At 72.9% G+C, this 25,894-nt stretch carries 18 protein-coding genes; 12 read left to right on the forward strand and 6 right to left on the reverse strand.

Translation table 11 applies throughout. The annotated features are described in order from the left end of the window. Positions 1–3: 3 nt before the first annotated feature. Genes JEK78_RS12870 through JEK78_RS12880 form a run of 3 tightly spaced genes read left to right on the forward strand, consistent with a single transcriptional unit; the run spans position 4 to position 3,058 of the window. The gene (locus tag JEK78_RS12870) at positions 4–735 is read left to right on the forward strand and encodes an ABC transporter ATP-binding protein (protein ID WP_200258608.1); all 732 of its coding nucleotides are present in this window, start codon (positions 4–6) and stop codon (positions 733–735) included. Beyond that, positions 732–1,949 (forward strand): ABC transporter permease, encoded by a 1,218-nt coding sequence (locus JEK78_RS12875; RefSeq protein ID WP_200258610.1) that lies wholly within the window; start codon positions 732–734, stop codon positions 1,947–1,949. Before JEK78_RS12870 ends, JEK78_RS12875 begins: the two co-directional genes overlap by 4 nt. 8 nt (positions 1,950–1,957) lie before the next feature. Then, complete coding sequence (locus JEK78_RS12880; protein ID WP_200258611.1) at positions 1,958–3,058, forward strand: hypothetical protein; 1,101 nt, start codon at positions 1,958–1,960, stop codon at positions 3,056–3,058. Between the two features lie 287 nt (positions 3,059–3,345). Here the strand turns inward: JEK78_RS12880 and JEK78_RS12885 are convergent, their stop codons facing one another. The 3 genes from JEK78_RS12885 to JEK78_RS12895 all read right to left on the reverse strand — a co-directional run bounded on the left by JEK78_RS12885 (position 3,346) and on the right by JEK78_RS12895 (position 8,109). After that, positions 3,346–4,374, reverse strand: coding sequence for a hypothetical protein (locus tag JEK78_RS12885; RefSeq protein WP_200258612.1), 1,029 nt, complete (start codon positions 4,372–4,374; stop codon positions 3,346–3,348). A gap of 405 nt (positions 4,375–4,779) precedes the next feature. Further along, positions 4,780–4,929 carry a hypothetical protein gene (locus JEK78_RS12890; protein ID WP_200258613.1) on the reverse strand — a complete coding sequence of 50 codons (150 nt, stop codon included), beginning with the start codon at positions 4,927–4,929 and terminating at the stop codon, positions 4,780–4,782. 216 nt (positions 4,930–5,145) lie between these two features. Further along, positions 5,146–8,109, reverse strand: a complete 2,964-nt coding sequence (locus JEK78_RS12895) for a BTAD domain-containing putative transcriptional regulator (protein ID WP_200258615.1) — start codon at positions 8,107–8,109, stop codon at positions 5,146–5,148. Between the two features lie 142 nt (positions 8,110–8,251). Here JEK78_RS12895 and JEK78_RS12900 point away from each other — a divergent pair, with 142 nt between their 5' ends. From JEK78_RS12900 to JEK78_RS12935, 8 genes are all read left to right on the forward strand, one after another. Continuing rightward, positions 8,252–9,481: an amidohydrolase family protein gene (locus tag JEK78_RS12900; protein ID WP_200258617.1), complete on the forward strand. Its 1,230-nt coding sequence runs from the start codon at positions 8,252–8,254 to the stop codon at positions 9,479–9,481. Next, positions 9,478–10,428 carry a TIGR03619 family F420-dependent LLM class oxidoreductase gene (locus tag JEK78_RS12905; RefSeq protein ID WP_200258618.1) on the forward strand — a complete coding sequence of 317 codons (951 nt, stop codon included), beginning with the start codon at positions 9,478–9,480 and terminating at the stop codon, positions 10,426–10,428. The genes JEK78_RS12900 and JEK78_RS12905 overlap by 4 nt, the downstream gene beginning before the upstream one ends. A 58-nt stretch (positions 10,429–10,486) precedes the next feature. Beyond that, a complete protein-coding gene (locus JEK78_RS12910; RefSeq protein ID WP_200258620.1) occupies positions 10,487–11,233 on the forward strand; it encodes an SDR family oxidoreductase in 747 nt (248 codons plus the stop codon). 97 nt (positions 11,234–11,330) lie between these two features. Beyond that, positions 11,331–12,449 (forward strand): LLM class flavin-dependent oxidoreductase, encoded by a 1,119-nt coding sequence (locus tag JEK78_RS12915; RefSeq protein WP_200258622.1) that lies wholly within the window; start codon positions 11,331–11,333, stop codon positions 12,447–12,449. An 11-nt stretch (positions 12,450–12,460) separates the two neighbouring features. Beyond that, entirely contained in the window at positions 12,461–14,191 is a 1,731-nt protein-coding gene (locus JEK78_RS12920) for an amidohydrolase family protein (RefSeq protein WP_200258624.1), read from the forward strand. Further along, positions 14,188–15,654, forward strand: coding sequence for an aldehyde dehydrogenase family protein (locus JEK78_RS12925; RefSeq protein ID WP_200258626.1), 1,467 nt, complete (start codon positions 14,188–14,190; stop codon positions 15,652–15,654). The genes JEK78_RS12920 and JEK78_RS12925 overlap by 4 nt, the downstream gene beginning before the upstream one ends. A 137-nt stretch (positions 15,655–15,791) precedes the next feature. Continuing rightward, the gene (locus JEK78_RS12930; RefSeq protein WP_200258627.1) at positions 15,792–18,398 is read left to right on the forward strand and encodes a bifunctional FO biosynthesis protein CofGH; all 2,607 of its coding nucleotides are present in this window, start codon (positions 15,792–15,794) and stop codon (positions 18,396–18,398) included. A gap of 840 nt (positions 18,399–19,238) precedes the next feature. After that, positions 19,239–19,760, forward strand: coding sequence for a glutathione peroxidase (locus JEK78_RS12935; RefSeq protein WP_200258629.1), 522 nt, complete (start codon positions 19,239–19,241; stop codon positions 19,758–19,760). Between the two features lie 202 nt (positions 19,761–19,962). On the opposite strand, the gene JEK78_RS12940 is transcribed toward JEK78_RS12935, so the two are convergent. The 3 genes from JEK78_RS12940 to JEK78_RS12950 all read right to left on the reverse strand — a co-directional run bounded on the left by JEK78_RS12940 (position 19,963) and on the right by JEK78_RS12950 (position 22,423). Continuing rightward, entirely contained in the window at positions 19,963–20,154 is a 192-nt protein-coding gene (locus JEK78_RS12940) for a DUF397 domain-containing protein (protein WP_200258631.1), read from the reverse strand. Positions 20,155–20,397: 243 nt separating this feature from the next. Next, entirely contained in the window at positions 20,398–21,255 is an 858-nt protein-coding gene (locus JEK78_RS12945) for a helix-turn-helix transcriptional regulator (RefSeq protein WP_200258633.1), read from the reverse strand. A 424-nt stretch (positions 21,256–21,679) separates the two neighbouring features. Next, on the reverse strand, positions 21,680–22,423 hold the full coding sequence (locus JEK78_RS12950; RefSeq protein ID WP_200258635.1) for a GPP34 family phosphoprotein: 744 nt from the start codon (positions 22,421–22,423) through the stop codon (positions 21,680–21,682). 154 nt (positions 22,424–22,577) lie between these two features. Here JEK78_RS12950 and JEK78_RS12955 point away from each other — a divergent pair, with 154 nt between their 5' ends. Then, positions 22,578–25,520 carry a D-alanyl-D-alanine carboxypeptidase gene (locus tag JEK78_RS12955; protein ID WP_200258637.1) on the forward strand — a complete coding sequence of 981 codons (2,943 nt, stop codon included), beginning with the start codon at positions 22,578–22,580 and terminating at the stop codon, positions 25,518–25,520. Positions 25,521–25,894 lie beyond the last annotated feature (374 nt).

Here is a 25,894-nt window from a genome sequence, read left to right on the forward strand (position 1 = left end):
TCGGTGAGCGTATTGCTGCGGGCGGAGGGCGTGGGCAAGTCCTACACCCTGCGCGGAAGGAGGGTCGATGTCCTGGACGGCGTCGACCTCGCCGTGAGAAGAGGTGAGGTCACCGCCCTGGTCGGCCACTCGGGCTCCGGGAAGACCACGCTCCTGCACATCCTCGGGCTGCTGACCGCGCCGGACAGCGGCCGGGTGTTCGTCGAGGGCACCCAGCGCAGGGGTCTCGTCGACACGTCGGATCTGTCGGATGGGGCACTGGCAGATCTGCGCCGTAGCAGGCTCGGGTTCGTCTTCCAGTCGTACAACCTGCTGCCGCAGCACTCGGCGCTGCGCAACATCGCCCTGCCGTTTCTCGGACGTCGCGGCGAGGGCGGGACACGCGCACGCGAGCTGCTGGCACGGGTGGGGCTCTCGGAGCGTGCCGACCATCTGCCCAGTGAACTGTCGGGCGGCGAGCAGCAGCGGGTGGCGTTGGCGCGGGCACTGATCAACGACCCGCCTGTGGTGTTGGCCGACGAGCCGACCGGGAACCTCGACACGGAGAGCGAGGAGATGCTTCTCGGACTCTTCCGCCGGCTGGCGAAGGAGGGGCGGGCGGTGCTGCTCGTGACGCACAACCCGGCGGTGTCGGACGCGGCGGATGTGGTGCATCGCCTGGACCAGGGCAGGTTCACCTCCCCCGCACAGGGGAACAGCGCGGCCGAAGGTGTGGAGACGGAGAGCGCGGAATGAACATCTTCACTCTGGCGCTGGCCAACGTCCGCGCCCTGCGCCGTCGGTTGTTCGGCCTCGTGGCGCTGGTCTCGGTCGCCGCCGCCGCCTGCCTCGGCGCACTGGGCATCGCCGATCGGGCGCAGGGTGCCACCGATGCGGACGTCAAGGAGAGCAGCGCCAACCGCAGCGTCACCGTCGACAAGCCCGACGGACGCCCCGACACCCCCCAGCTGACCGAACGTACCGTTGCTCGGCTCGCGAAGCTGCCGCACATTGAGTCGGTGCAGCACCGTGCACAGGTGTCGTTCGGCGTGCTGACCGAGGCGGGCGACACCGTCGTGCTGTACGCGACGACCTACCGGCCGGTGCTCACCCCGCCGGTCACCGAGTCCGTGCGCAAGGACCTCTTCCCTCTGCGCCCCGGCGAAATCGTGGCGCCGGCCGCCTCCCAGGGCGTGGACCTGAGCAAGCTGGTGGGCCAGGAGATCGACATCGAGACCACCCGCTACGTGCGGCAGGGCGAAGGCACCGGAGTCACGAGCCACGCCCGCCTCGTCGGCGTGTACGACCCGACGTGGCAGCTGGACAACCCCGATGCCGCGTACGCCGCCGACGCCGATGTGATCAAGTGGGCGGCACAGCGGTCCGGGGAACCGGAGGACAGCTACCTCTCCACCATCGGCTACGACGAGTTGACCGTGGTCGCGAAGACGGCAGCGGACGTGCCGGCCGTGACGAAGTCGGTGCAGCGGCTGGGCTATCCGGCGGTCGCCCTCCAGCAGCAGCTCAACGCGCTCCCCGCCGTGCTTGAGATGATCAAGGTGGTCGGTCAGGTGCTGCTTGGTGTACTCGGTGTGCTCGCATTCGTCGGAGCGGTCACCGTGACCGGCGCACTGTCGCGGCGGCGCGCGCAGGAGATCGGCATCCTCAAGGCAGTCGGTTTCCGTACCAGGTCGGTACTGACGATGCTGGTCACGGAGATGGCTCTGGTCGGTGCCGTGGCCGCGCTGATCGGCGCCGTGCTCGGCGTGGCAATGGGCAGTAGCGCGGGCGCCCTGCTGCGGGGCAGCGCGGACCTGGCGCCGTACGTCAAGGGCTGGGTGCTGCTGCCGTCCGCAGTGACCCTGCTTCTGCTCCTCGGCCTGACGGTGCTGGTGGTGGTGATCGGTTCGCTGGCACCGGCTCGCAGAGCGGCGAGGATGTCCCCCACAGACGCGATGAAGGACTGGTGAACCCTCCTATGCCGTACCCCACGACACGCAAGCACAGGGAGCACCGCGCACTGCCGACCGGTCCGGTCCGCACCACCCTCCTCCTGAGCGTGCTCGGCTCCACCCTCGCGCTGACAACGGCCTGTTCCGGTCCGGGCGGAGTGGACCTGGGCAACGACTGGGAGGGCTCCCGCACCTTCGCGGTCGCCCGGGTCGACGGTCTGGTGACGGTCGTCGGGATCAACCCGGACAAGCCCAGGGCGGAAAGCCTGGCCGTCGTGCCCCGACAGGCCGACGACGATGACGCGATCAGCCCGCGTATCGTCGAACTCAGCGACGGACGATGGCTGTTGACGGTGCCACGCAAGGACGGCAAGCCGGATCGGTGGTACGAGATCAACCGCAAGGACCACACCCTGGACGGCATGACAGGCGACGAGCGGCTCCGCCGGATCTTGCCCGGCAAGACCCTGGTCGCCGAGGTCGCCGGACTGGCCGACACCAAGTCGGCGAACGGTGCCGCCTCATCCAGTGTTCTGGTCCGTGACCCCGCGAACTGGACCACCAAGCGCGAACTGAACGTCCCCGGCACCATAGGCTTCGCGGCCTCCGACCCGACCACGAACGTGGTCTGCCTGGGCAGCTCCGCGGACGGCGCCTCCGCCGACGGCACCAGCATCTTCGTCGCGAACCTGGCCGACGGCAGGGTCACCCCAGTGACCGTGCCGGGCGACCTGGACGTCAAGGGCCTCGCGTGCTCATCCGGTCGCCCGGTCATCGTCGGCTCCCCCGCCTCGGCGAAGTCTGGCGATATCAAGGTCTCCCTCAGGCGCACCACGGCCGGGACGGTGGTCACGGTGGACGGCGGCCGGGCCGATGCGGTGGCGGCGACGGCCTCGTCCATCGTGGTCGCGGCTGCTACGGGCAACGACACCGAACTGGTCGAGGTCGATGCCGCCAGCGGCAAGGAACTGCATCGCGCCCGAGTCAAGGACTTCGCCGCATCCCTGAACATCACCCCCACCAGCGCCGGCTGGCTCGTCTACGCCGAGAAGACAGTGACCCGGGTAGACCTCACCACCGGCAAGACCAAGCGGTTCGACCTGCCGGGGACGCTGCTGGACTCCTGACCACGGTCGTGATCACGGACTGATCTGAATCTTCCCGGGTGAAGTGGAGACTCCTCGGTGACGGCGGGTCTTCCCCGGCATCTCCCGAACCCGGAGGGTGTCGACGGCTGCAGCGAGCTGCGGCCGTCGAAGGCGACCGTGCGCCATCGCCGATAGCTCACTCCGGGCGTCGAAGGACGGGCGAGCGGGCCGGCATCAAGGGCCGTGTCGGTGGTGGCGCACTCGGCGGAGGCCCGTTCGAAGCCGGGGCGCCCCGACACCCCGGTGCGGCGTGGCGCCGGGCTCGGTCACCGGGTCGGGGCGGGGGTCCGCCGGTCGACGGCCGGATCCGTCACCCTCAACTGGCGCAGCAGGCCGCCGTAGTCCTCGTCGTCGTCGCCGATGAAGAGCGGCGGGGAGCCGTCGACCAGCGCGACGCCCTCGACCTTGAGCCCCGAGCTGCGCGCGAGCTGACGAGGGGGGGCCACCGGTTCCAGACGTGCGCCGATCGGGCCGCCCGCGCGCACGTCCGCCGCGTGGTACACGGCGCTGTCGAAGGGGCCGAGGTCGCCGGGGTCGTAGGCGGACGAGACGTAGACCTCGCCGGCGGCGCCGATGTCGAGTCCGGAGGCGGGGCGTGCGCCGGGCGGCTCCGGGGCGGTGAAGGGGATCGAGGTCCACTCCGTGCCGAAGACGATGCCGCCCTCGCGGCCGACCGTCAGGCGTGTCATGTGGATCCGGGTGGTGTCGCTGCCCTCCGCGCGCTCGGCGTAGACGAAGTAGTCTCGGCCGCGGACCTTCGCGACCCCGGTCGCCTCGACGTTGACGTGCGGTTCGGGCGTCTTCGGCCAGGGCACCGAGTCGACGACGCGCATCCTCAGCTTCCGGTCCCACGCGACGAGGTAGATGGTGGGGTCGGGGTCGTCGCCGTCGGCGTTGCTCTCCACCAGGAGAGCCTGGTCGCGGCCGGGCAGCCGGGCGATGCTCTCCAAGTCGTTCGGCACGTCGGGGAAGTCGACGTCGAGTTCCCTGACGACGATCCCGTCGGTGTCGACCGGGGTCTTGACCAGGGACAGACGGGGCAGATCCCGCTCGGCGTCGTTGTCCCGGGTGTCGTGGCAGACCAGGAACACCTCCTGGGAGGGCGCCTCTTCGCCCGGCGGGCCGTGGTGTCGCACGGTGGCGAGCCAGGCGATGCCGCTGAACTCGCGGGGGGCTCGAATTCCGTCGTGACGGTCGGGGCCGGTGGCCGAGGCGCCGTGGCCGGCGAGCGCGAGCCCGCCCACCGCTGTGGCGGCGGCGATGAGGCGACGGGTGGCGTGGCGGCGGGGCGGCATGGGTCCTCCGGAGCTGTCGACCTCGCATATCGGACAATGCTGGACGAAGCTAGCGCACCGGCGTGCGTGCCCCGATCAGGCACACCAAGGCGCCCGGGTGACCGGCGGACGCGTCGGGGTCGGGTTCGAACGGAGCCGCGCGGAGGCTCCGTCGACGGATCGCTCCACCTCGGTCCGGTGGTGTGGTGGACGTCGGAGGGTTCCGGACAGGCGTCGGCCGCGGCGGGCGTCCCCTCCTCGCCGCCGCGGCCGATCTCCCCGTGGTGCCGGACGCCTGGTGCTGGTCGGTCCGGCGCGACTCTCTCGCGTCGCGGCCCGACGGGCGGGCCGTGACGCGTCCCGCGCCCCGTCAGGCCAGGTCCGCCCCGCGGTCGCGCGCGGATCTCGCCTGACGGGGCAGTACGACTAGCGGTTGTCGGCGGGAGGGGCGGGCATGGGGTTCTCCAGGGTGGTGGCCCCACCGTCCTTGGGCGGGGCGGGCATCGGGTTCTCCATCAACGCCAGGCTCTGGGCCGTCTGGTCGCCGGATGTCTCGCCGAACAGGTTCTCGCTCATGGGATGGACTCCTTCGCTGGAAAGGTGACGTGTGGAGAACACCCGCCCGGAAGCTCCCCCGATGATCTCCGGGCGGGTGTTCGGAGCCGCACCCCTACCGGCGATGTGCCGGCCCGACGGTCTGCCCCCCGTGGTGAAGTGCGACGGACACAAGCGTGCCGGCCGCCGATAAACGAACGCTGAACGCCCCCTTCGGACGGCGTCGGTCTCGGGCGGTCAGACCGACGCGGCGGAGGCAAGCAGGGCCCGTGCGTCGTCGGCCTCGGCCGCTCCGACCTGCTCGTACAGGTGGAGAGCCTCCTCCCAACAGGCGCGCGCCCGATCGGTCTGGCCCAGGGCGGCCAGGGCCCGACCCAGGACGGTCAGCGCGTTGCCTCGCATCCGGTCCCCGCCGATGCAGCCCAGGGCGAGGGCCTGTTCCGCGTGCTGGGCGGCGCGCGCCGGCGCCCCCGCCGCCAGGTGCGTCTCCGCGATCCGGAAGTGGGTCGTGCCCTCCCAGAGGCGCTGCCGGTGGTCGCGCAGGACGAGGAGCGCCTCGGAGAAGTGGCCGAGCGCCTCGTCGTGGCGCTCGGCGCGGTTGAGGGCGATGCCCAGGGCGTAGTGGCTGTTGGCGAGCCGCACCGTGCGGCCGAACTCGGCGTGCGCCTCCAGTCCGCGCCGGGCGAACTCGACGGCTTCCGCGACGTCCCCGCCGCCCAGGTGGGCGCGGGAGAGATTGCACAGCGCGGTGGCCTCCGGGGGGCGGTTGCCGACGGCGCGGAATCCGGCGATGGCCCGCTCGAAGTACGGCTTGCTGTCCGCGTGCCGCCCCTGGTGCAGGCAGATCAACCCCAGGCTGTTGGCGTCCCAGCTCACGGCCGCGGCGTCGGCGACGGACTCGGCCAGCCCCATGGCGAGCCGCGCCTCCTCCTCGGCCTGGGCGATGCGGCCGGAGACCAGGAGGACGTCGGTGAGGACGGTCCGGGCCCGGCCCTCCGCGCGGGCGTCCCCGGCCTCCCGCGTGGCGTCGCACATCGCCCTGGCGGTCGCCTCGTACTGGCGCGAGTAGGCACCGGACTCGGTCAGGTCCTTCGCCGCCCACAGCAGGTCCACCGCGCGGCTCAGCCGGTCCGTGTCCGTGGCCTGTCGGACGCAGGCCAGCAGCGGTGCCGCCTCGGAGTACAGCCAGTCCAGCGCCGCGGAGCCGTCGGTGAAGTCCCGCCCCGGGTGGTCGGTCGGGGCCAGGCTGTCCACCAGTCGGTCCCCGGGGCGCTCCCCCGCGTAGACGCGCGAGGCGGTGGCGAGGTAGAAGTCCAGCCCCCTGGAGAGGGCCTCCCGCGCGCTCGTCGGCGACTCGTCGCGCTCGGCGCAGGCCCGCGCGTACAGCCGGACCAGGTCGTGCAAGCGGTAGCGGCCCGGGGCGGCAGACTCCAACAGGGAGGTGTCGACGATCGGTTCGAGGAGGTCCTCGGTGTCCTCCGGTGACAGGTCGAGCAGGGCCGCCGCGGCGGCGAGCGAGATGTCGGGCCCGTCGGCGAGGCCGAGGAGTCGGAACGCGCGGGCCTGCGGCGGGTCCAGCTGGCCGTAGCCGAGCTCGAAGGTCGCGGCCACCGCGAGGTCGCCCGCCTGGAGCTCGTCCAGGCGCCGGCGTTCGTCCGCGAGTTTTCCGGCGAGGACGGAGACCGTCCAGGTGCGTCGGGCGGACAGCCGCGAGGCCGCGATGCGGATCGCCAGGGGCAGGAAGCCGCACGCGGCGACCACGTCGAGGGCGGCCTGGCGCTCGGCCGACACCCGCTCCTCGCCCACGATCCTGGTGAACAGCGCCAGCGCCTCCTCGGGCGCCATGACGTCCAGGTCGACCAGGTGCGCGCCGGCGAGGCCGACCATCCTGACCCGGGAGGTGACCACGGTGGCGCAGCCCGCCGTGCCCGGCAGCAGCGGGCGCACCTGGGCGGCGTCCCGCGCGTTGTCCAGCAGCACCAGGACGCGGCGGCCGTCCAGCAGCGACCGGTAGAGCGCGGCACGTTCCTCCACGGTGTCGGGCACGGCCGAGTCCGGTGTGCCCAGTGCGCGGAGGAAGGAGCCGAGGACGGTCTCGGGTTCGGCTGCCCGCGCTCCGGCGCCCTGGAGGTCGACGTAGAGCTGTCCGTCGGGGAAGGCGGCCCGGGCGGTGTGGGCCACGTGCACGGCCAGGGTGGTCTTGCCGACGCCGCCGATGCCCGCCAGGGCGGAGACCGCCATCACCCGTGACTCGGCGCCGGCGGCCGCGGTCAGGGCCTCGCTCAGCTCGTGGACCAGGCCGGAGCGGCCGGTGAAGTCGGGCACGCTCGCCGGAAGCTGGGCCGGGCGGACGGGCGCGGCGGCCGGCTCGGGGCCCGGCGAAGGCGGCTCGGACAGAGCCGGGTCCGCCCGCAGGACGCGCTGTTGCAGCTCCCGCAGGCCCGGCCCGGGCTCGACGCCCAGTTCCTCCGACAGCAGCCGGCGGGTGTCCGCGTAGACGGCGAGGGCCTCTGCCTGGCGTCCGCTGCGGTAGAGGGCGAGCATCAGCGACTCGCGGAGGCGTTCACGGAGCGGGTGGCCGGCGGTCAGCGCGGTCAACTCGGACACCGCTTCGGTGTGGGCGCCCTGCTCCAGGTCCATCTCCAGGCAGTTCTCCAGGAGTTGCAGACGCCACTCCTCCAACCGCACGCGCTGGGTCTCCGCATACGGGCCGGGGACGGCGGCGAGGGTCTCGCCTTCCCACTTGTCCAGGGCCTCGCGCAGGGCGGCGCGGGCGCGGCCCAGCTCGCCCATGGCCCTCGACTTGTCCGCCTCGGCGGCCAGTTCCTGGGCCAGCGTCAGGTCCAGAGCGCCGTCTTCCAGGCCCCGCACGGCGTAGCCGCCGGACTCGCTGGCGAGTACCTCCGGGTCCAGTATCTTGCGCAGCCGGGAGGCGTAGGTGCGCAGCGCGGCCACGGCCTGCGACGGCGGATCCTCTCCCCACAGGGCGTCGACCAACTCCGCCGCCGTGGCCATCCGGCCCTCGCGCAACAACAGGGCCGCGAGCAGGGCGCGCTGCTGCGGGGAACCGGTGGGCAGAGGCTCCTCCCCCCGCCAGGCCCGCACCGGGCCGAGCACCCCGAAACGCAGCTGGGCCGCCGTCGGCTCGGTGGAGGAGTCGTCGTCGCCCCGCTGCCTCGGAACCCGCGGTCCAGCGTCCATGCCGTCTCCCTAGACATCCTGTGCAACCCCGCAAGTCTGCCTTGCGTCGACCGACCCCGTCAGCCCTGCGAGACGCCGATCACAGGTCGCTCCGGCCACGCGCACTACTGACGTGTCGTCAGATGGACGCTACCGTGCCCCCATGGACAGCGACCACGCGTTCCCCCTGATCATCTCGGTGGACGACCACGTCGTCGAGCCCCCCGACGTGTGGCGGGACCGCCTCCCGAAGCGTCACCGGGACGCGGGGCCGCGGATCGTGCGGGCGCCTCTGCGGGAGATGACCTTCCTGGGTGGCCGGTTCAGACCGGTCATGGGCGAGCCCGGCGACCCGGGCCCGGTGGGGGACTGGTGGGTCTACGAGGACCTGTGCCGGCCCCTCACCCGACTGGACAGCGCCGTCGGGCGGGCCAGGGAGGAGGTCAGGCTCGAAGTGGTCACCTACGAGGAGATGCGGCCGGGCTCCTGGGACGTGTCCGCCCGACTGGCCGACATGGACGTCAACCACGTCCAGACCGCCGTCTGCTTCCCGACGTTCCCTCGGTTCTGCGGGCAGACCTTCACCGAGGCCTCGGACCGCGACCTCGGGCTCGCGTGCGTCCGCGCCTACAACGACTGGATGGTGGAGGAGTGGTGCGCCCCGGCGCGGGGCAGGCTCGTCCCGCTGACCCTGGTGCCCCTGTGGGACGCCGACCTGGCCGCCGAGGAAGTGCGGCGCAACGCGGCCCGGGGCGTCCGGGCCGTCGCCTTCTCGGAGATCCCCCCGCACCTGGGGCTGCCGTCCGTGCACACCGACGCCTGGGATCCCTTCCTCGCGGCCTGCGACGAGACCGGCACCGTGATCGCCATGCACATCGGCTCCAGCAGCCGGATGCCCAGCACCTCCGATGACGCGCCCCCGGCCGTGGGCTCCACCATCACCTTCGCCAACTGCTGTTTCTCGATGGTGGACTGGCTGATGAGCGGGAAGTTCGAGCGCTTCCCCGACCTGCGCGTGATGTACGCGGAGGGGCAGATCGGGTGGATTCCCTATGTTCTGGAACGCGCCGACACGGTATGGGAGGAGAACCGGGCCTGGGGAGGTGTCGCGGACACGGTCCGCCGGCCCCCCTCGGAGACGTTCGCCGACCACGTCCACGGGTGCTTCTTCGACGACTCCTTCGGGTTGCGCAATCTCGACGCCATCGGCGTCGGCAACGTCCTGTACGAGACGGACTACCCGCACGCGGACTCCACCTGGCCGGACTCCCGCCGGGTGGGCGAGGCGCAGATGGGCCACCTGGACGCGGACACCGTCAGGCGGATCGTGCGGGGCAACGCCGTCGACCTCCTCGGGCTCACCCCCGAGGGGCTGTGGGGCGGCGCCCGTTGAGGGCGCGCCGGGAAGGTCCGGGGCCCGCCCCGCTCGCCTGCGGCATCCAGCTCCCCGTCCAGTCGCAGTCCCCGCTGTACGCGGAGCCCTGGGAGGCCGGGGCCGGCCCGACGGAGCTGGTCGCGGTGGCCCGCGCCGCCGACCGGGCCGGTTTCGCCTACGTCGCCTGCTGCGATCACGTCGCGATCCCCCGCTCGCGGGCCGCGGCCATGGGCACCGTCTGGTACGACCCCGTCGCCACCCTCGCCCACCTGGCCGCCGTCACCGATCGGGTGCGTCTGCTCAGCCACGTCGCGGTCGTCGCACTGCGTCACCCGCTCGTGACGGCCAAGCAGTACGCCACGCTCGACCGCCTCAGCGGCGGCCGGCTGGTCCTGGGGGTGGGCGCGGGCCACGTGCGGGAGGAGTTCGACGCGCTCGGCGTCGACTTCCGACGACGCGGGGCCCTCCTCGACGAGTCCCTGGACGCCCTGCGCGGGGCGCTGGGAACCGAGGAGTTCCCCGAACACCACGGCGAGCGATGGGACTTCGCGGACCTCGGCCAGCGCCCCCGGCCCGTCCAGACGAGAGTTCCGATCTGGGTCGGCGGGTCCTCGCCCGCCGCGCTGCGCCGTGCCGCCTCGCGTGGCGACGGCTGGTTGCCGCAGGGCGACCCCCGTCGCCGGATGCCGGAACGGCTCGCGACCCTCGCGGAGCTGCGTGCCCGGGCCGGCCGGGACGGCGCCTTCACCGTCGGCGCCGTCACCGAGCCCGTCCATGTCGGCCGTCCCTCCTGGGACGTGGGGCGGCGCACCCTCACCGGGGAGCCGGAGCGGATCGCGGAGTCGCTGCGCGCCTACCGGGCGATGGGCGCGCACCAGATCCAGGTCCGCTTCCGCAGCCGGTGTGCCGACGAACTCGTCGACCAGGTCGCCGCCTTCGGCGCCGAGGTCGCGCCGGCCCTCTGACCGGACCCGGGCCCCGGACCCGCCCGTCCCGGGCCACCCGACGACCCACGGAGGAACCATGGGCAAGATGGACGGCCGCGTCGTCATCGTCACCGGCGCCGCCCGGGGGCAGGGCGAGCAGGAGGCCCGCCTGTTCGCGGCGGAGGGCGCCGACGTCGTTCTCACCGACGTCCTGGACGTGCGCGGCGAGGATCTCGCCGGGGAACTCGGGGCCCGCTACCGACGTCTGGACGTCCGCCGGGAGGACGACTGGCGCCGCGTCGTCGAGGAGACGGCGCGGGACCACGGACGCGTGGACGGGCTGGTCAACAACGCGGGCGTGCTGCGCTTCGGTCGCCTGGTCGACACTTCGGCGGCGGAGTTCGCCGAGGTGATGGAGGTCAACCAGGTCGGCTGCTTCCTCGGGATCAGGACCGTCGCACCCGTGTTGGCGGACGGGGGAACGATCGTCAACACCGCCTCCTGCACCGCGCTGACCGGGATGGCCGCCGTCGGCGCCTACACGGCGTCCAAGCACGCCGTGCTCGGACTCACCCGCGTGGCCGCCCTGGAGCTGGCGCCCCGGGGCATCCGGGTCAACGCGGTCTGCCCGGGCGCCGTGGACACCCCCATGGTCGACCCGGGTGGCGCGCCGAGCGCCGAACGCGACGCCCACTACCGCCGGTTGGTGCCACTGGGTCGGATGGGTCGTGCCGAGGAGGTGGCGCGCCTGGCGCTCTTCCTGTCGTGCGAGGACTCCTCCTACATCACGGGCCAGCCTTTCGTGATCGACGGCGGCTGGCTGGCCGGTGTCCGCACGGGCTGACCCCGTCCACCGCCCTTGACGCCCCGGGGTCGGGGTGCCACAGTCGGCCGACGAGTGGATCTGACGGTCTGTCAGGTAATGAGGACGGTGAACTCCCGTGGAATTCGGACTCTTCGTGCAGGGATACGTCGGTCGACGCGCCCGGACCGACCCGCTCGCCGAGCATCGGGCGCTCATGGACGAGACGGAGTACGTCGTCCAGGCCGACCGATCCGGGTTCAAGTACGCCTGGGCCTCCGAACACCACTTCCTGGAGGAGTACTCGCACCTGTCCGCCAGCGACGTCTTCCTCGGCTACCTCGCCCACGCCACCGACCGCATCCACCTCGGATCCGGCATCTTCAACCCCCTCGCCCCGGTCAACCACCCGGTGAAGGTCGCCGAGAAGGTCGCCATGCTCGACCACCTCACCGAAGGACGCTTCGAGTTCGGCAGCGGACGCGGCGCCGGTTCCCACGAGATCCTCGGCTTCCTCCCCGGGGTCACCGACATGGACCACACCAAGGAGATCTGGGAGGAGACCGTCGCGGAGTTCCCCAAGATGTGGCTCCAGGACGAGTACCAGGGCTTCTCAGGACGCCACTGGTCCCTCCCGCCGAGAAAGGTCCTCCCCAAACCCCACGGCCGAGCGCACCCGGCGATGTGGTACGCCGCCGGCTCGCCCCCGTCCTACGAGATGGCCGCCCGCAAGGGCCTCGGCGTGCTCGGGTTCAGCGTGCGGAAGGTCTCCGACATGGAATGGGTCGTGGAACGGTACAAGAACGCCATCGTCGACGCCGAGCCCGTCGGCGCCTTCGTCAACGACAACGTCATGGTCACCACCACCGCCGTCTGCGCCCCGACCCACGCCGAGGCCGTCCGGATCGCCGCCAGGGGCGGCCTGCACTACCTGCCCTCCCTGGTCTTCCGCTACCACGACACCTTCCCCCGCCCCGAGGGTTTCCCCGTCTGGCCCGAGACCCTCCCGGAGTACACCGAGGACTTCATCGAGCTGATGATCGAGGAGGAGCTGTTGGTCTGCGGCGACCCCGACGAGGTGCTCCGCCAGTGCGAACGGTGGGAACGGGCCGGCGCCGACCAACTGAGCTTCGGGCTGCCCGTCGGCATGTCCAAGGAGGAGACCCTCCAGACCATCCGGCTGATCGGCGAACACGTCGTCCCGAAACTCGACACCGACCCCGTACACCGCACCACCCGGTTCCGTCGGTCCGCCTGAGGAGCCCCGTCATGCTGGACCACGTCATCCGCGGCGCCACCGTCGTCGACGGCACCGGAGCCCCCGCGCGCACCACCGACGTCGGCCTGCGCGCCGGCCGCGTCGCCGTCGTCGGTCCCGTCACCGAGCCCACCCGCACCAGCGAGGACGCGCACGGCCTCGTCCTCGCCCCCGGATTCGTCGACCCGCACACCCACTACGACGCCCAACTGTTCTGGGACCCCTACGCCACCCCCTCCCTCCGACACGGCGTGACCACCGTCGCCGCCGGCAACTGCGGTTTCACCCTCGCCCCACTCCACCCCGACCGTCCCGCCGACGCCGACTACACCCGCCGCATGATGGCCAGGGTCGAGGGGATGTCGCTGCTCGCCCTGACCGAAGGGGCGCCCTGGACCTGGCACGACTTCGGGCAGTACCTGGACGCCCTGGAGGGCCGGATCGCCGTCAACGCCGGCTTCATGGTGGGACACTGCGCGCTGCGGCTGCACGCCATGGGCCCCGACGCCGTCGGCGGACACCCCGACGGCGAAGCGCTCGCCCGCATGGTGGCGCTGCTCCGCGACGCCATGGACGCCGGGGCCTGGGGACTGTCCACCACCCAGTCCTCCACCCACTCCGACGGTGACGGCCGCCCCGTCGCCTCACGACACGCGGGACCGGCCGAACTGAACGCCCTCGCCGAGGCCGTCGGTCGACACGAGGGCACCCAGATCGAGGCGATCGTCAGCGGCTGCCTGGACCGCTTCGCCGACCCGGAGATCGACCTCCTGGCCGGGCTCAGCGCAGCCGCCGGTCGTCCCCTGAACTGGAACGTCCTGACCATCGACGCCGCCGAACCCGACCGGGTGCCCCGCCAACTCCTCGCGAGCGAACGGGCCAGAGCCCTCGGCGGGCGCGTCGTCGCCCTCACCATGCCGATCCTCGCCCCGATGAACATGTCCCTCGGCACCTTCTGCGCGCTCAACCTGATCCCCGGCTGGGGCGAGATCCTCGGCCTGCCCCTGCCCGAGCGGATCGAACGACTCCGCGACCCCGCCGTCCGCGCCGAGTTGCTGCGCCGCGCCGACTCCCCGGAGGCGGGCGTCTTCCGCAGACTCGCCGACTTCGGCCGGTACGTCGTCGGGGACACCTACGACCCCGCCAACGCCGGGCTCACGGGTCGACCCGTCCACTCCGTCGCCGCCGAGCGCGGTCAGGACCCCTTCGCCACCCTGGTGGAGATCTGCGCCGCCGACGACCTGCGCACCGTGCTCTGGCCGATGCCACCCGACGACGACCCGGCCTCCTGGGCCCTGCGAGCGGAGACCTGGCGCCATGAGGACGTCCTGCTGGGCGGCTCGGACGCGGGCGCCCACCTGGACCGCATGTGCGGCGCCCCCTACACCACCCGATTCCTCGGGGACTGCCTGCGCGGTCGTCGGCTGGTCGCCCTGGAGGAGGCCGTGCGGATGCTCACCGACGCCCCCGCCCGCCTCTTCGGCCTCCGCCGACGCGGCCGGATCCGGCAGGGCTTCCACGCCGACCTGGTCCTCTTCGACCCCGACCGGATCGACGCCGCCCCGGCCACCCTCGTCCACGACCTCCCCGGCGACAGCCCGCGCCTGGACTCCGCCGCCCTCGGGGTGCGTTCCGTCTGGGTCAACGGCGTCCGAACCATCCGCGACGACACCCCCACCGGGGAACTGCCCGGCCGAGTGCTGCGCTCCGGCCGGGACACCGAGACGGTCGGCACCCGGTGAACGGCGCGAGCGGCTCGGGGCAACGCCTCTTCATCGGCGGCGACTGGCGGGAACCCGACGCCGGCCACTACGACGTCGTCGACCCCGCGACGGAGGAGACCGCGGGCAGCGCGCCCGAGGCGTCACCGGCACAGGTGCGGGCGGCCTGCGCGGCGGCCCGCGAGGCCCTCCCCCTCTGGTCGGCCACCCCGCCCCGGGAACGCGCCGAGATCCTCGCCCGAGCGGCCCGGCGCATCCTGGAGCGGGTGGACTCCCACACCGAGTCCGCCCGCGCGGAGACAGGAGCGACGACGGCGACCGTCCGCGCCACCCAGGTCGGCGTCGCCGCCGCCCGATTCCGGCGGTACGCGCGCGTGGAGAAGCACGAGTGGCCGATCCCGCCACAGATCGACCAGGCGGGCCCATTGGGCCCCGCGACGGTCCTCGGGGCGCTCGCCGGGCGCCGGCCTGTCGGCGTCGTGGCCTGCTTGACCTCCTACAACAACCCCTGGGCCAACGCCGCGGGGAAGGTCGCCCCGGCGCTCGCCATGGGCAACACCGTCGTGGTCAAACCGGCGCCCCAGGACCCGCTCTCGGTGTACCGCATGGCCGAGGCGCTCCAGGAGGCCGGCGTGCCACCCGGCGTGGTGAACGTCGTCGGCGGGTCCGGCGCGGACCCCGGGCGGGCGCTCGTCGCCGCGCCGGAGATCGACATGGTCAGCTTCACCGGCTCCACCGCCGTCGGCCGCGGCATCGCCCAGGTCTGCGGTCGGGACATGAAGAGGCAGTTGATGGAACTCGGCGGCAAGGGAGCGGCAATCGTCTTCGACGACGCCGACCTCCGGGCCGCCGTCGCCGGCATCGGGACGACCTACTCCTTCCACAGCGGCCAGATCTGCACCGCCCCCACCCGCGTCCTGGCCCAGCGCGGCGTCTACCGGAAGCTGCTCGGCCTGCTGGCCGACCACGCCCGCCGGCTGCCGGTGGGCCACCCGGCGCACCCCGGGACCGTGGTCGGGCCGGTGATCTCCGCCGCGCACCGGGCACGGGTCGAGGCGTACGTGCGAAGCGGCGTCCAAGAGGGCGCCACTCTGCTGGCGGGCGGCGAACGCCCACCGGAGCCACGGGGCTTCTACGTCGCGCCGACGCTGTTGGCGGACTGCGCCCCCGACTCGCGGGTGGCCCGGGAGGAGATCTTCGGGCCCGTCGTCGTCGCCATCCCCTTCGACGACGAGGATGAGGCGGTGGCCCTCGCCAACGACAGCGACTACGGGCTCGTCGACTACGTGTGGTCCACGGACGTGGCCCGCGCCTTCCGAGTCGCGCGGCGCCTGCGCACCGGCGGGGTCGGAGTCAACACCGTCGGGCGCAACATGGAGGCGCCCTTCGGCGGTTTCCGACGCAGCGGCGTCGGCAGGGACGTCGGGTCCTACGCCCTGCACGCCTACAGCGAGACCCAGGCGATCGTCTGGCCGGGCGGCTGAACCTCCCCTGGAGCAGCGCTTCTTCCCCTGGAGCAGCGCTTCTTCCGCGAGGCCGCGGCCGGGCCCGAGACGGCGGAGGTCGAGGCCGACGGACCCGGCCGCGCCGCCGCCGATCCCGCCGCTCGTATGCTCGAAGGATGACGACTTCCGCGACCTCCGGAACCGGTTCCACCGGCCCCACCGGCCGCCCCACCGAGAACTCCCTGCGTCGCGCCCTCAAGCGTGCCCGGGACGGCGTCGCGCTCGACGTCGCCGAGGCGACGGTGCTGCTCCAGGCCCGGGGCGAGCACCTGGACGACCTCTCCGCCTCCGCCGCCCGGGTCCGGGACGCCGGCCTGACCGCGGCCGGAAGGCCCGGAGTCATCACGTACTCCAAGAGCGTCTTCGTCCCTCTCACCCGGCTGTGCCGGGACAAGTGCCACTACTGCACCTTCGCCACAGTCCCCGGGAGGCTGCGCCGCTCCGGACACGGCATGTTCATGTCGCCGGACGAGGTCCTCGACATCGCCCGGCGCGGTGCCGCCCTGGGTTGCAAGGAAGCCCTGATCACCCTCGGCGACAAGCCCGAGGACCGCTGGCCGCAGGCGCGCGAGTGGCTGGACGCGCACGGCTACGACGACACCATCGCCTACGTGCGCGCCATCGCGATCCGCGTCCTGGAGGAGACCGGACTCCTGCCCCACCTCAACCCGGGTGTCCTCGGCTGGACGGACTTCCAGCGCCTGAAGCCCGTGGCCCCCTCGATGGGCATGATGCTGGAGACCACGGCCACCCGCCTGTGGTCCGAACCGGGCGGCCCGCACCACGGCTCCCCGGACAAGGAGCCCGCCGTCCGGCTGCGTGTCCTGGAGGACGCGGGGCGTTCCTCCGTGCCCTTCACGTCGGGCCTGCTGATCGGCATCGGCGAGAGCCACCAGGAGCGCGCCGAGTCCCTGTTCGCGTTGCGCCGTGTGGCCCGCTCCTACCACGGCATCCAGGAACTGATCGTCCAGAACTTCCGAGCCAAGCCGGACACGGCGATGCGCGGGATGCCCGACGCCGACCTCGACGACCTGGTCGCCACCGTCGCCGTAGCCCGCCACATCATGGGTCCCTCGGGCTGCCTCCAGGCCCCGCCGAACCTGGTGGACGCCGAGTACGAGCGCCTCCTCGACGCCGGCATCGACGACTGGGGCGGCGTCTCCCCGCTCACCATCGACCACGTCAACCCGGAGCGCCCCTGGCCGCGGATCGAGGAACTGGCACGCCGCTCGGCGGCCCGCGGCTTCGAACTCCGCGAGCGACTCTGCGTCTACCCCGAGTTCGTGCGTCGCGGCGAACCCTGGCTCGACCCCCGGCTGCGCCCGCACGTCGAAGCGCTGGCCGATCCCCGAACCGGGCTCGCCGTCCCCGACGCCGTCGTCGAGGGCCGTCCGTGGCAGGAGCCGGACGAGGTGTTCACCCCCTCCGGCCGCACCGACCTGCACCACACGATCGACACCGAGGGGCGCACCGGCGACCGCCGGGAGGACTTCGACGAGGTGTACGGAGACTGGACGGCGCTGAGGGAGGCCGCGGCTCCCGGCATGGCACCGGAGCGCGTCGACACCGACGTACGTGCGGCTCTCGCCACCGCCGCCGACGACCCGACACGGCTCACCGACGCGGAGGCGCTCGCCCTCCTCCACGCCGACGGCCCCGCCCTGGACGCCCTGTGCCGGGTCGCGGACGACGTGCGCCGGTCGGCGGTCGGTGACGACGTCACGTACGTCGTCACCCGCAACGTCAACTTCACCAACGTCTGTTACACCGGCTGCCGTTTCTGCGCCTTCGCCCAGCGTCGCACCGACGCCGACGCCTACACGCTCTCCCTCGACCAGATCGCCGACCGCGTCGAGCAGGCCTGGGAGGTGGGAGCGGTGGAGGTCTGTATGCAGGGCGGCATCCACCCCGACCTGCCCGGAACCGCCTACTTCGACATCGCCCGCGCGGTGAAGGCCCGGGTCCCGGGCATACATCTGCACGCCTTCTCGCCGATGGAGGTCGTCAACGGCGCCACCCGCACCGGGATGTCGATCCGCGACTGGCTGACGGCGGCGAAGGAGGCGGGGCTTGACTCCATCCCGGGAACGGCCGCGGAGATCCTCGACGACGAGGTGCGCTGGGTCCTGACCAAGGGCAAACTCCCGGCCGCCACCTGGATCGACGTCGTCACGACCGCCCACGAGCTGGGCATCCGCTCCAGCTCCACGATGATGTACGGCCACGTCGACCAGCCCCGGCACTGGCTGGGACACCTGCGCACCCTCGCCGGGATCCAGCAGCGCACCGGTGGGTTCACCGAGTTCGTGACGCTGCCCTTCGTGCACACCAACGCGCCCGTGTATCTGGCGGGAATCGCCCGCCCCGGGCCGTCGGCGCGCGACAACCGTGCCGTCACCGCCATGGCACGGCTCCTGCTGCACCCGCATATCCCGAACATCCAGACGAGTTGGGTGAAACTGGGCGCGGAGGGCGCCGCCGAGATGCTCCGCTCCGGTGCCAACGACCTCGGCGGCACACTCATGGAGGAGACCATCTCCCGGATGGCGGGCTCCTCGTACGGTTCGCACATGACGATCCGGGAGCTGGTCGCGGTGGCTGAGGCGGCCGGACGCCCGGCCCGGCCGCGCACCACTCTGTACGGAGAGGTCACCGGGGAGCGGCGGCGCGTGGCCCGGGCGTCCGACGGCCGATTGCCGCGGCTGCTCCCGGTGCTCGACTGACGTCGGGCCGCCTCCGGGGGAGCGGTGGGCGGCCGGAACGGGGTCGGCCGTCCCGCGCGACGTCGTTCCGAGGGCGACCCGCGCTCACGGGGAGGCCCTCGCGGTCGGTGCCGACGGTCGGGCTCTCCCTCCCGGCCGGCCCGACGGCCGTCTGTCCGGCGGCCGTTCGAGGGGCTTGCGTGGCGCTCCGTGCCGAGTCGGGGGCGGCCCGGCGCACTTGAGGGGCGGGCGGCGGCCGGCCCGGTGGCGTCGGGGCCGTTCGTGCCCGGGGCCCGGAGACGGGCGGGGAGGCTGGTCCCCGGGCCGGGACGGAGGGGCGCCGGCGCGAGCTGTCGGGAGGTCACCGGGCCCACCGGGGGCCTGGCGCACCGCCGCGGCGCCCTCGGGGAGTCCCGGCGGCGCGGTGGGCCGTTCGCCCGGCGCGACCGCCGTCTCCCGAACGGTCGGGGAGGAGTGGACCGCCCCGCTCAGCCGCATCGGACACCCCCTTGCCGTGTGTTTCCGTGACCCGGCGACCCGGCGACCCGGCGGGTCACGACGGGCGGGCACCGCCCGGGCGTCGCCCGGGACGCCCCCACGCTAGCGCCAACTCTTCACAGAGGTAAACGGGTGCGACGATTGTCGGCCGAGACCGAGGGTGGGGAAAGCGGGAACGGTACCGGTCGAATCCCCCGTTCTCAGCCCTTACTCGGGCCGGGCGGAGTGTATCGTCGCGTCTCCCGCGTCCGAACGGGCCAAGTCCTACCCGTACACGTTCGCGACGAGTCGTGTGTCACCCGGGGGATCCCGGCGCGGCGGACGACCTGGCCACCGCCGGCGCGTGGGGCCTACCATCCCGGCATGACATCTGACGCAATCGATCACGAGTCCTCACCCCTCGGCGTCGAGATCGCCGCCCTGGGGGGCGGCTCGGCCGGGCTCGGGCAGTACGCGGGCCGGGTCGTGCTCGTCGTGAACGTCGCCTCGAAGTGCGGTCTCACACCCCAGTACTCCGGGCTGGAGGAGCTGCAGAAGCGCTACGCGGAGCAGGGGTTCACCGTGCTGGGCGTGCCCTGCAACCAGTTCCTTGGCCAGGAGCCGGGCAGCGCCGAGGAGATCTCCGAATTCTGCTCGGCGACGTACGGGGTGACGTTCCCCATGACCGAGAAGATCGAGGTCAACGGCGCGGGGCGGCACGCCCTCTACGAACGGCTGGTCGGCTTCGCCGACGCCGAGGGACACAGCGGCGACATCCGGTGGAACTTCGAGAAGTTCCTGATCGACCGGGACGGGGAGGTCGTCGCCCGCTTCTCGCCGCAGACCGAACCGGACGCCGCCGACCTCGTGTCGGAGCTGGAGGCCCGACTCGCGGTCGGCCGCTGACTCGGGCGTTCGGCGGTCCTCTCGGCCGGGACGGCGATCCGGTCGAGAGGACCGCGCCACCGGCCGTACGGGGCCGGTCGGGCCGGTACGGCCCCGCGAGGCGCCGGCCCGCGCCGCCGAGGCGCGCGGCGGGCCCCTGCGCGGGGCTCGTGCGTGGTGGATCCGAGCCCGGCGCGCGCCTCGACGTGCCCGCGAGCCGGTGTCAGCCCTTGACCGTCGAGAGGAAGGCGGTCCAGGCGTCGGAGGGGAAGGCCAGCGTCGGACCCTCGGGCATCTTGGAGTCACGGACCAGGAGAGCCGCCACGGCCGGGGACCTCACCTCGACGCAGGCTCCGTTGCCCCCGGAGTGGGAGGACTTGATCCAGTGATCCGCGGCGCCTTGAGAGATGGCCATGGGTGCTCCGTTCGCTTCGTGGGGAGTGGCTGTCGGCGTGCCGCGTGCCCGGTGGGCTCGCGGCACGGCTCGCGCCAACGACGCGTGATCATTGGCGTGATCGACGCTACTCTCTGGCCCGCCCGCGCGGAGCGGTCGTTCACCCGACCGAATGGGATTCCCGGATGAACCCTCCAGAGCGGAGCGCGCCTGATGTAGGGTTCCGCCGCACATCGCAGGTGGTGTGCGCCCCCCGCCGGTCGCCTAGACCACGTACTTCTTGGCCATCGTCTCGATGAGCCGCCGGGACTGCTCCACGTTCAGCGCCTGCGCCCGCAGGTGCTCGTACATCAACGTGTACTTCTGCACGTCCTGCGCCTTCTCCAGGTAGAGGTCGCTGGTCACCCCCTCGATGTACACCACGCTGGAGTCCGCCGCGTCGGCGAACTCCAGGATGGAGTACTGACCGTTCACGCCCGGGTGGGCGCCCACGTCGAACGGCAGTACCTGGACGGTGATGTGAGGTCGCTGCGACATCTCGGCCACCTGCTCCAGCTGTTCCCGCATCACGTGCGGGCCGCCCACGACCCGTCGCAGCGCCGCCTCGTCCAGGACGACCCAGAGGCGGAGCGGGTCGGTCTCGGCCGTGACGCGTTCCTGACGCCGTATCCGCACCTTGACCCGCTTCTCCACGTCGGCCAGCGGGGTCTCCGGGAGCGCTCCCCGCACCAGGGCCTCCGCGTACGCCCCTGTCTGCAGGAGGCCGGTGATGATCTGCGGCTCGTAGGTCCGCAGGGAGTCCGCGTCCGTCTCCAGGCCGATGTAGACGCTGTACGGAATGTCCCCGAACGCGTGCCACCAGCCCTGCTGGCGACTGTCCTTGGCCATCTGCATCAGCGAGTCGACCATCAGCTGGTCGGAGACCTCGTACACGCCGCACAAGTCCCGGACATCACGCTGACTGATGCTGCGCCGCCCGTTCTCCAGGCGGCTGATCTTCGACTGCGACACCAGGAGTCGCTCCGCCACCTCCTCGGCGGTCATGCCCTTGATCTCACGGAGGCGGCGCAGCTCCTGACCCAGTCGACGCCGTCTGACGGTGGGATTGACGTTGGACGCCACAGGGCGTGCACCTCCGGCTGCGTGTGTGCCACTTTGCGTATCTGCTGCTCAGCAGACTGCCACCACGGCACTTCCCGCCGCTGGGAAACGATCCACATGCGCCGCGTACACGCCGGTTCGGAGCATCCCCCGCGCAGAGGAAGCCGGGGCGGCGGCCGGCCGCCGCCCCGACCCGCCCACCGACCCCACACGGACCGTCCCGCCGGCCGGCGTCGACACGACGGGCCGGCCATCCGTCGGGTCCCGTCCCGATCGCGCGGCCCCGCGCGGGCGCGGCCGGTGCCTCGCGGAACGGAACCGTTCCACCGCCCACCACCCCGGTCGCCCGACCTCTGCGGCGCCCCGGCGGGCGTTGCCGGAACGGACGCCGCGCCCCTGCCCGTCCACGCCCCACCGGGCCCGGCGGGACGGGTCGCGCGGGCGGTCAGTGAGCGGCGGCACGCGCCATGGAACCTCGGCGCGACTGCCGCGCGACCCCCGGGGCGGGCTCCCCGGAGGGCCTGCTTCCCGACCCCGGGCGGCCCGCGGCCCGACGCGGCTGGGCCGCCGCGCCGTTCTGCACGTCGATCACCGCGTGGGCGACCAGCCCGCCCATCGGGTCGTGCCGGATCAGGTCCCGCAGCCGAGACCGCGACGAGCGCCCCTCGTTGCCCGGGTAGAGGTGCTTCCCCAGGCCGACGGCGTGGGCCAGCGCCGCGAGCGCGGCGGTCCGGGGATCCGGTGGCACGCCGGTACGGATCGCGGCGTCCAACCGGGCCCTGATCTCCCGACTGATGGCGGTGTCCGTCGCCTGGTAGCGCGTCGTCGGCAGCACCCCGCACATCTGACCCTCGACGGCGTGCACCATGCCGCACCGCTCCAGATGCGAGAGATAGGTCTGGCGAAGCCCGAGTCGGGGCCCGCCGATCCAGTGGACGGCCCGCACCGGGGCGCCACGCCTTCGCAGCAACTCCAAGGCGCAGTCCAGCGTCGGATCTCCGGTCGGCCGTGGCACCACCACGGCGATACGATCCCCGTCTGGGGCTATCCGTCCGGCCAGCGCCAGCTCCACGAGCTGTGCTCCGGCCAGACCGAGGTCGAGCGACTGCGGCTGCGCAGTGGTACCCGTGGCCGGGTCCAGTGCGAGCAACAGAAGCTCCTCCGGAATTGTTCTGCGGCTCCTGCCCATCCATGCCTCCCCGCGTGGATGAATGACAGGGTGACCCCTCTCACATTGGTCTGTCGAGGGTGCGTGGCCGGTTCGTGACGGAACCGGCTGGTATGTCGTTCTCGTCTACCGCCTGGGGTCTCCCCGTACACAGGACACTGGTACATGGTTCGGTATGCGCACGCGGTGCGTGCGGCGCGTGAAGGAGGCATCGGTGGCGGGCGAGTCCCCCGACAGGTCGAAGCAGCGCGAGTCGTCGGTGGAACCGACGCCAGGGAGTGCTCGCCCGGTTCCCGAGGCGAGGACCCCGGCCCGCCCGGCCGAGAGGTCGGGCGCGTCCCCGGCCGCCGGACCGACCGGAGGAACGCCCCGGGCGTCGGGAAAGCCGGATCCGAGAATCGCGGTGTCCGGCCGGAGCGGCGGCGAGTCCGACACGGCGACCCGGGTCCTCCCGGCGGGGAGGCGGGGCAAGGACTCGCCGTCCGGGGCCAAGGAGGCCGGCGACGGCGTTCTCACCGGACCTGACGCGGGGCGGTCCGACAGCCGCGACGCTCGCGACTCCGAACCCTCCCCGGGCGCCGACTCGTCGAGCGAGAAGGCCGACGCGACCGGAGGCCCCGGCCGGCCCCGGGGCTCACGGTCCGACGTGTCGTCCGAGGACGCCGGGCCCGACACGGCGAACTCCGCACCGGAGGCGGAGGCGGAGGCGGAGACGGGGAAGTCAGGCCGTTCCCCGGTCGCGCCGGGGGCCGCCGCCGAGTTCTACAGCACGTCCGCGCTGGACGCCGTGGTCCGCTCCACCTCCGCCAAGCCCCCCGCCGACGACGCGCTCGCCGAGGCCGCCGACGCCGCCGACGCCGAGCCCGACCGTGCCGACGGCACGGGGGGGAACGCGGGACCCGACGCCGAGACACGGCCCGCCGAAGGCGGGGACGCGCGGGACGGGGGGCAAAAGTCGGAGGCCCGAGAGGACCGACTGCGTGCCGCGGTCTCCGCCTGGGTCCGCACCGCCGACGCCACGACGGCCCAGGACCGGCCGGCCGCCGCGAACGCCGACGGCAAGGGGCGGGTCGAGGACGCCGACGAGGGCGACGGCGACGAGGGTGACGGCGCGGCGAAGGGAGACGCGGGCGACGAGGGCCCCGCAGCGGACCAGTCGCCCGGCGCGCCCGACCCGACGACGGGCCGGTCCCGCGCCGACTCGGGAGCGGGCTCGCCGCCGACGGATCGACCGACCGCCGTCTTCGAGGCTCCGGCCCCCGCCGGGAAGGGCACCGATCAACCGACCACCGCGCTCGCGTTCGACGGCTCTGGTGAGGGCGGTGCGCGAGGCGCGGACGAGGTCGCGGACGGCACGCCGGGCGACGAGCGAGCCGACGCCGAGGGCGGTCCGAAGAGCGCGAGCCGATCCGAACGACCGGAGCGGACCGGTTTGGGGAAGCCGGTGGAAGGGGCGAAGCGGCCGAGCCCGCGGGCGGACTCGGGCGGGACGGAGGCGGAAGGCCCGAGGCCGCGGTCGGACGAGGCCGAGGCGACCGACCTCGACGAGGCCGACGGCGCCGACGGGGCTGAGGGCGCCGCCCCGTCGTCCGGCGGGTCCGGGACCGGTGGGGCCGCCGAGAGCCCGGCGGAGCGCACCAGCAAGTTCGTCGCGCTCCGACCGCTCGACGACCCGGCGACACGGAAACCGCCGACCGCCGCCGACGTCACCGCGGTGCTCGCCACGACTCCCCCCGCGACGCCCGCCGATGCCGATGCCGGCGTCGGCTCCGCCGATCCCTCCGATGCCGGGGGGACGGAGGGGCCGGAGCGGACCCGGCAGCAGCCGATGCCGCCGAAGCCGCCGATGGATCTTCTGGCCGAGCTGACGAACACCCCGCCCCCGCCGGAGACCCCGCTGCGCACGGCGGCCAGGCGGGTCAAGATCTGGACGCCGCTCGCTCTTCTCCTGGTGGTCGTCTTCGCGGTCGTCCAGGCCACCCGTTCGCTCCCGCAGCCGCGCCTCGACCTGACGGCACCGGCGAGCTTCACCTTCGAGGGGGGAGATCCGCGCATCCCCTGGCCGGAGAGCGGCCAGGCGGCTCTCGACGTGCAGGGGATCGGGACCTTCGGTTCCTCGGGCGAACAGGAACCCGTCCCGATCGCCAGCGTGGCCAAGATCATGACCGCCTACGTCATCCTGCGTGATCACCCGCTGAAGAGCGGGGCGGAGGGCCCGAAGATCGAGATCGACGAAACCGCGGAGGAGCAGTCCGATGCCGGGGCCGAGTCGACGGTCCAGGTTTCGGCCGGCGACTCGATCACACAACGAGAGGCGGTGGAGAGCATTCTCGTCGCTTCCGCGAACAACGTCGCCCGCCTCCTGGCGCGGTGGGACGCAGGCTCGGAGGAAGCCTTCGTCGAGAAGATGAACGAGGCCGCCGAGGACCTCGGCATGTCCGACTCGACCTACACCGATCCCTCCGGCCTCAACGACAGCACCGTCAGCACCGCCGTCGACCAGGTGAAGCTCGCCAAGGCGGCGATGGAGCAGCCGGTGTTCCGCGAGGTCTCGGCCATGATGTCGTACGACGACTACCAGGGTGTCAACCACTCCAACTGGAACCGCCTGGTCGGCCGGAACGGGGTCGTGGGCATCAAGACCGGCACGACCACCTCGGCTCTCGGCAACCTCGTCTTCGCCGCGAAGCAGGACGTCGGCGGCGAGACCCGCACCATCGTCGGCGCGGTGGTGCGGCAGCCCGCCGGCGGCGAGGACAACACCATCCTCGGTGCCGCGCTGTACGAGTCGGATCGACTGATCCGAGCGGCGCAGGAGGCACTGGAGTCCATGGTGATCATCGAGAAGGGCGAGGTCGTCGGCTACGTGGACGACGGTCTCGGCGGCCGGACACCGGTGGTCACCACGCGGGACGTGGAGGCGGCGGGCTGGCCGGGGCTGACGGTGAAGCTCACCTTCGCCGCCGCCGACGTGCCGCACACCGCGAAGGCCGGTACCGAGGTGGGCACGCTGACCGTGGGAGACGGCGCGACGAGCGGTGCCGTCGAGGTTCCGGTGGCCTTGGCCGAGGATCTGGTGGAACCCGGGTTCACCCCAAGACTGACCCGCCTGGGCTGACCCCGAACCAGGCCCGCCTCCCCGGCCTCGATCCCGCGGACACCCCACCGCACCGGATACTCGGAAGCCCGCGGACCCGGGCGCAGGGGACCCGCACGCCACTGGGGACCACCCCGGAAGGGGGGGGCGGGACGGCAGGAGGAAACGGCCCCGACCGGGCGCCGGCACGTGACGGACAGGACGCGGGAGAGAATGCGAGTGGCCGCTTCGCGGAGGGCGCACGCCCACTACACCGAGCGCACGAGGACGTGCCCGCCCGCCGACGCGTCCGCGGCCGAGCCGGGCCAGACCCCGACCGGCGGCGTCCCGGAGGGCGCCGACCACCCGAGCGGAGCCGACCCCGCCGCCGGGCTCTCGGACCGACCCACCCCGCC

Origin of the sequence: Streptomyces sp. HSG2, assembly GCF_016598575.1 — a bacterium.
Lineage (GTDB): Bacteria > Actinomycetota > Actinomycetes > Streptomycetales > Streptomycetaceae > Streptomyces.

What these genes read in the sequence shown, in the direction of transcription:
- JEK78_RS12875 (WP_200258610.1), top strand. Translation starts at nt 732, where the DNA reads ATGAACATCTTCACTCTGGCGCTGGCCAACGTCCGCGCCCTGCGCCGT.
- JEK78_RS12880 (WP_200258611.1), top strand. Translation starts at nt 1,958, where the DNA reads ATGCCGTACCCCACGACACGCAAGCACAGGGAGCACCGCGCACTGCCG.
- JEK78_RS12885 (WP_200258612.1), bottom strand. Translation starts at nt 4,374, where the DNA reads ATGCCGCCCCGCCGCCACGCCACCCGTCGCCTCATCGCCGCCGCCACA.
- JEK78_RS12890 (WP_200258613.1), bottom strand. Translation starts at nt 4,929, where the DNA reads ATGAGCGAGAACCTGTTCGGCGAGACATCCGGCGACCAGACGGCCCAG.
- JEK78_RS12895 (WP_200258615.1), bottom strand. Translation starts at nt 8,109, where the DNA reads ATGGACGCTGGACCGCGGGTTCCGAGGCAGCGGGGCGACGACGACTCC.
- JEK78_RS12900 (WP_200258617.1), top strand. Translation starts at nt 8,252, where the DNA reads ATGGACAGCGACCACGCGTTCCCCCTGATCATCTCGGTGGACGACCAC.
- JEK78_RS12910 (WP_200258620.1), top strand. Translation starts at nt 10,487, where the DNA reads ATGGGCAAGATGGACGGCCGCGTCGTCATCGTCACCGGCGCCGCCCGG.
- JEK78_RS12920 (WP_200258624.1), top strand. Translation starts at nt 12,461, where the DNA reads ATGCTGGACCACGTCATCCGCGGCGCCACCGTCGTCGACGGCACCGGA.
- JEK78_RS12930 (WP_200258627.1), top strand. Translation starts at nt 15,792, where the DNA reads ATGACGACTTCCGCGACCTCCGGAACCGGTTCCACCGGCCCCACCGGC.
- JEK78_RS12935 (WP_200258629.1), top strand. Translation starts at nt 19,239, where the DNA reads ATGACATCTGACGCAATCGATCACGAGTCCTCACCCCTCGGCGTCGAG.
- JEK78_RS12940 (WP_200258631.1), bottom strand. Translation starts at nt 20,154, where the DNA reads ATGGCCATCTCTCAAGGCGCCGCGGATCACTGGATCAAGTCCTCCCAC.
- JEK78_RS12950 (WP_200258635.1), bottom strand. Translation starts at nt 22,423, where the DNA reads ATGGGCAGGAGCCGCAGAACAATTCCGGAGGAGCTTCTGTTGCTCGCA.
- JEK78_RS12955 (WP_200258637.1), top strand. Translation starts at nt 22,578, where the DNA reads ATGCGCACGCGGTGCGTGCGGCGCGTGAAGGAGGCATCGGTGGCGGGC.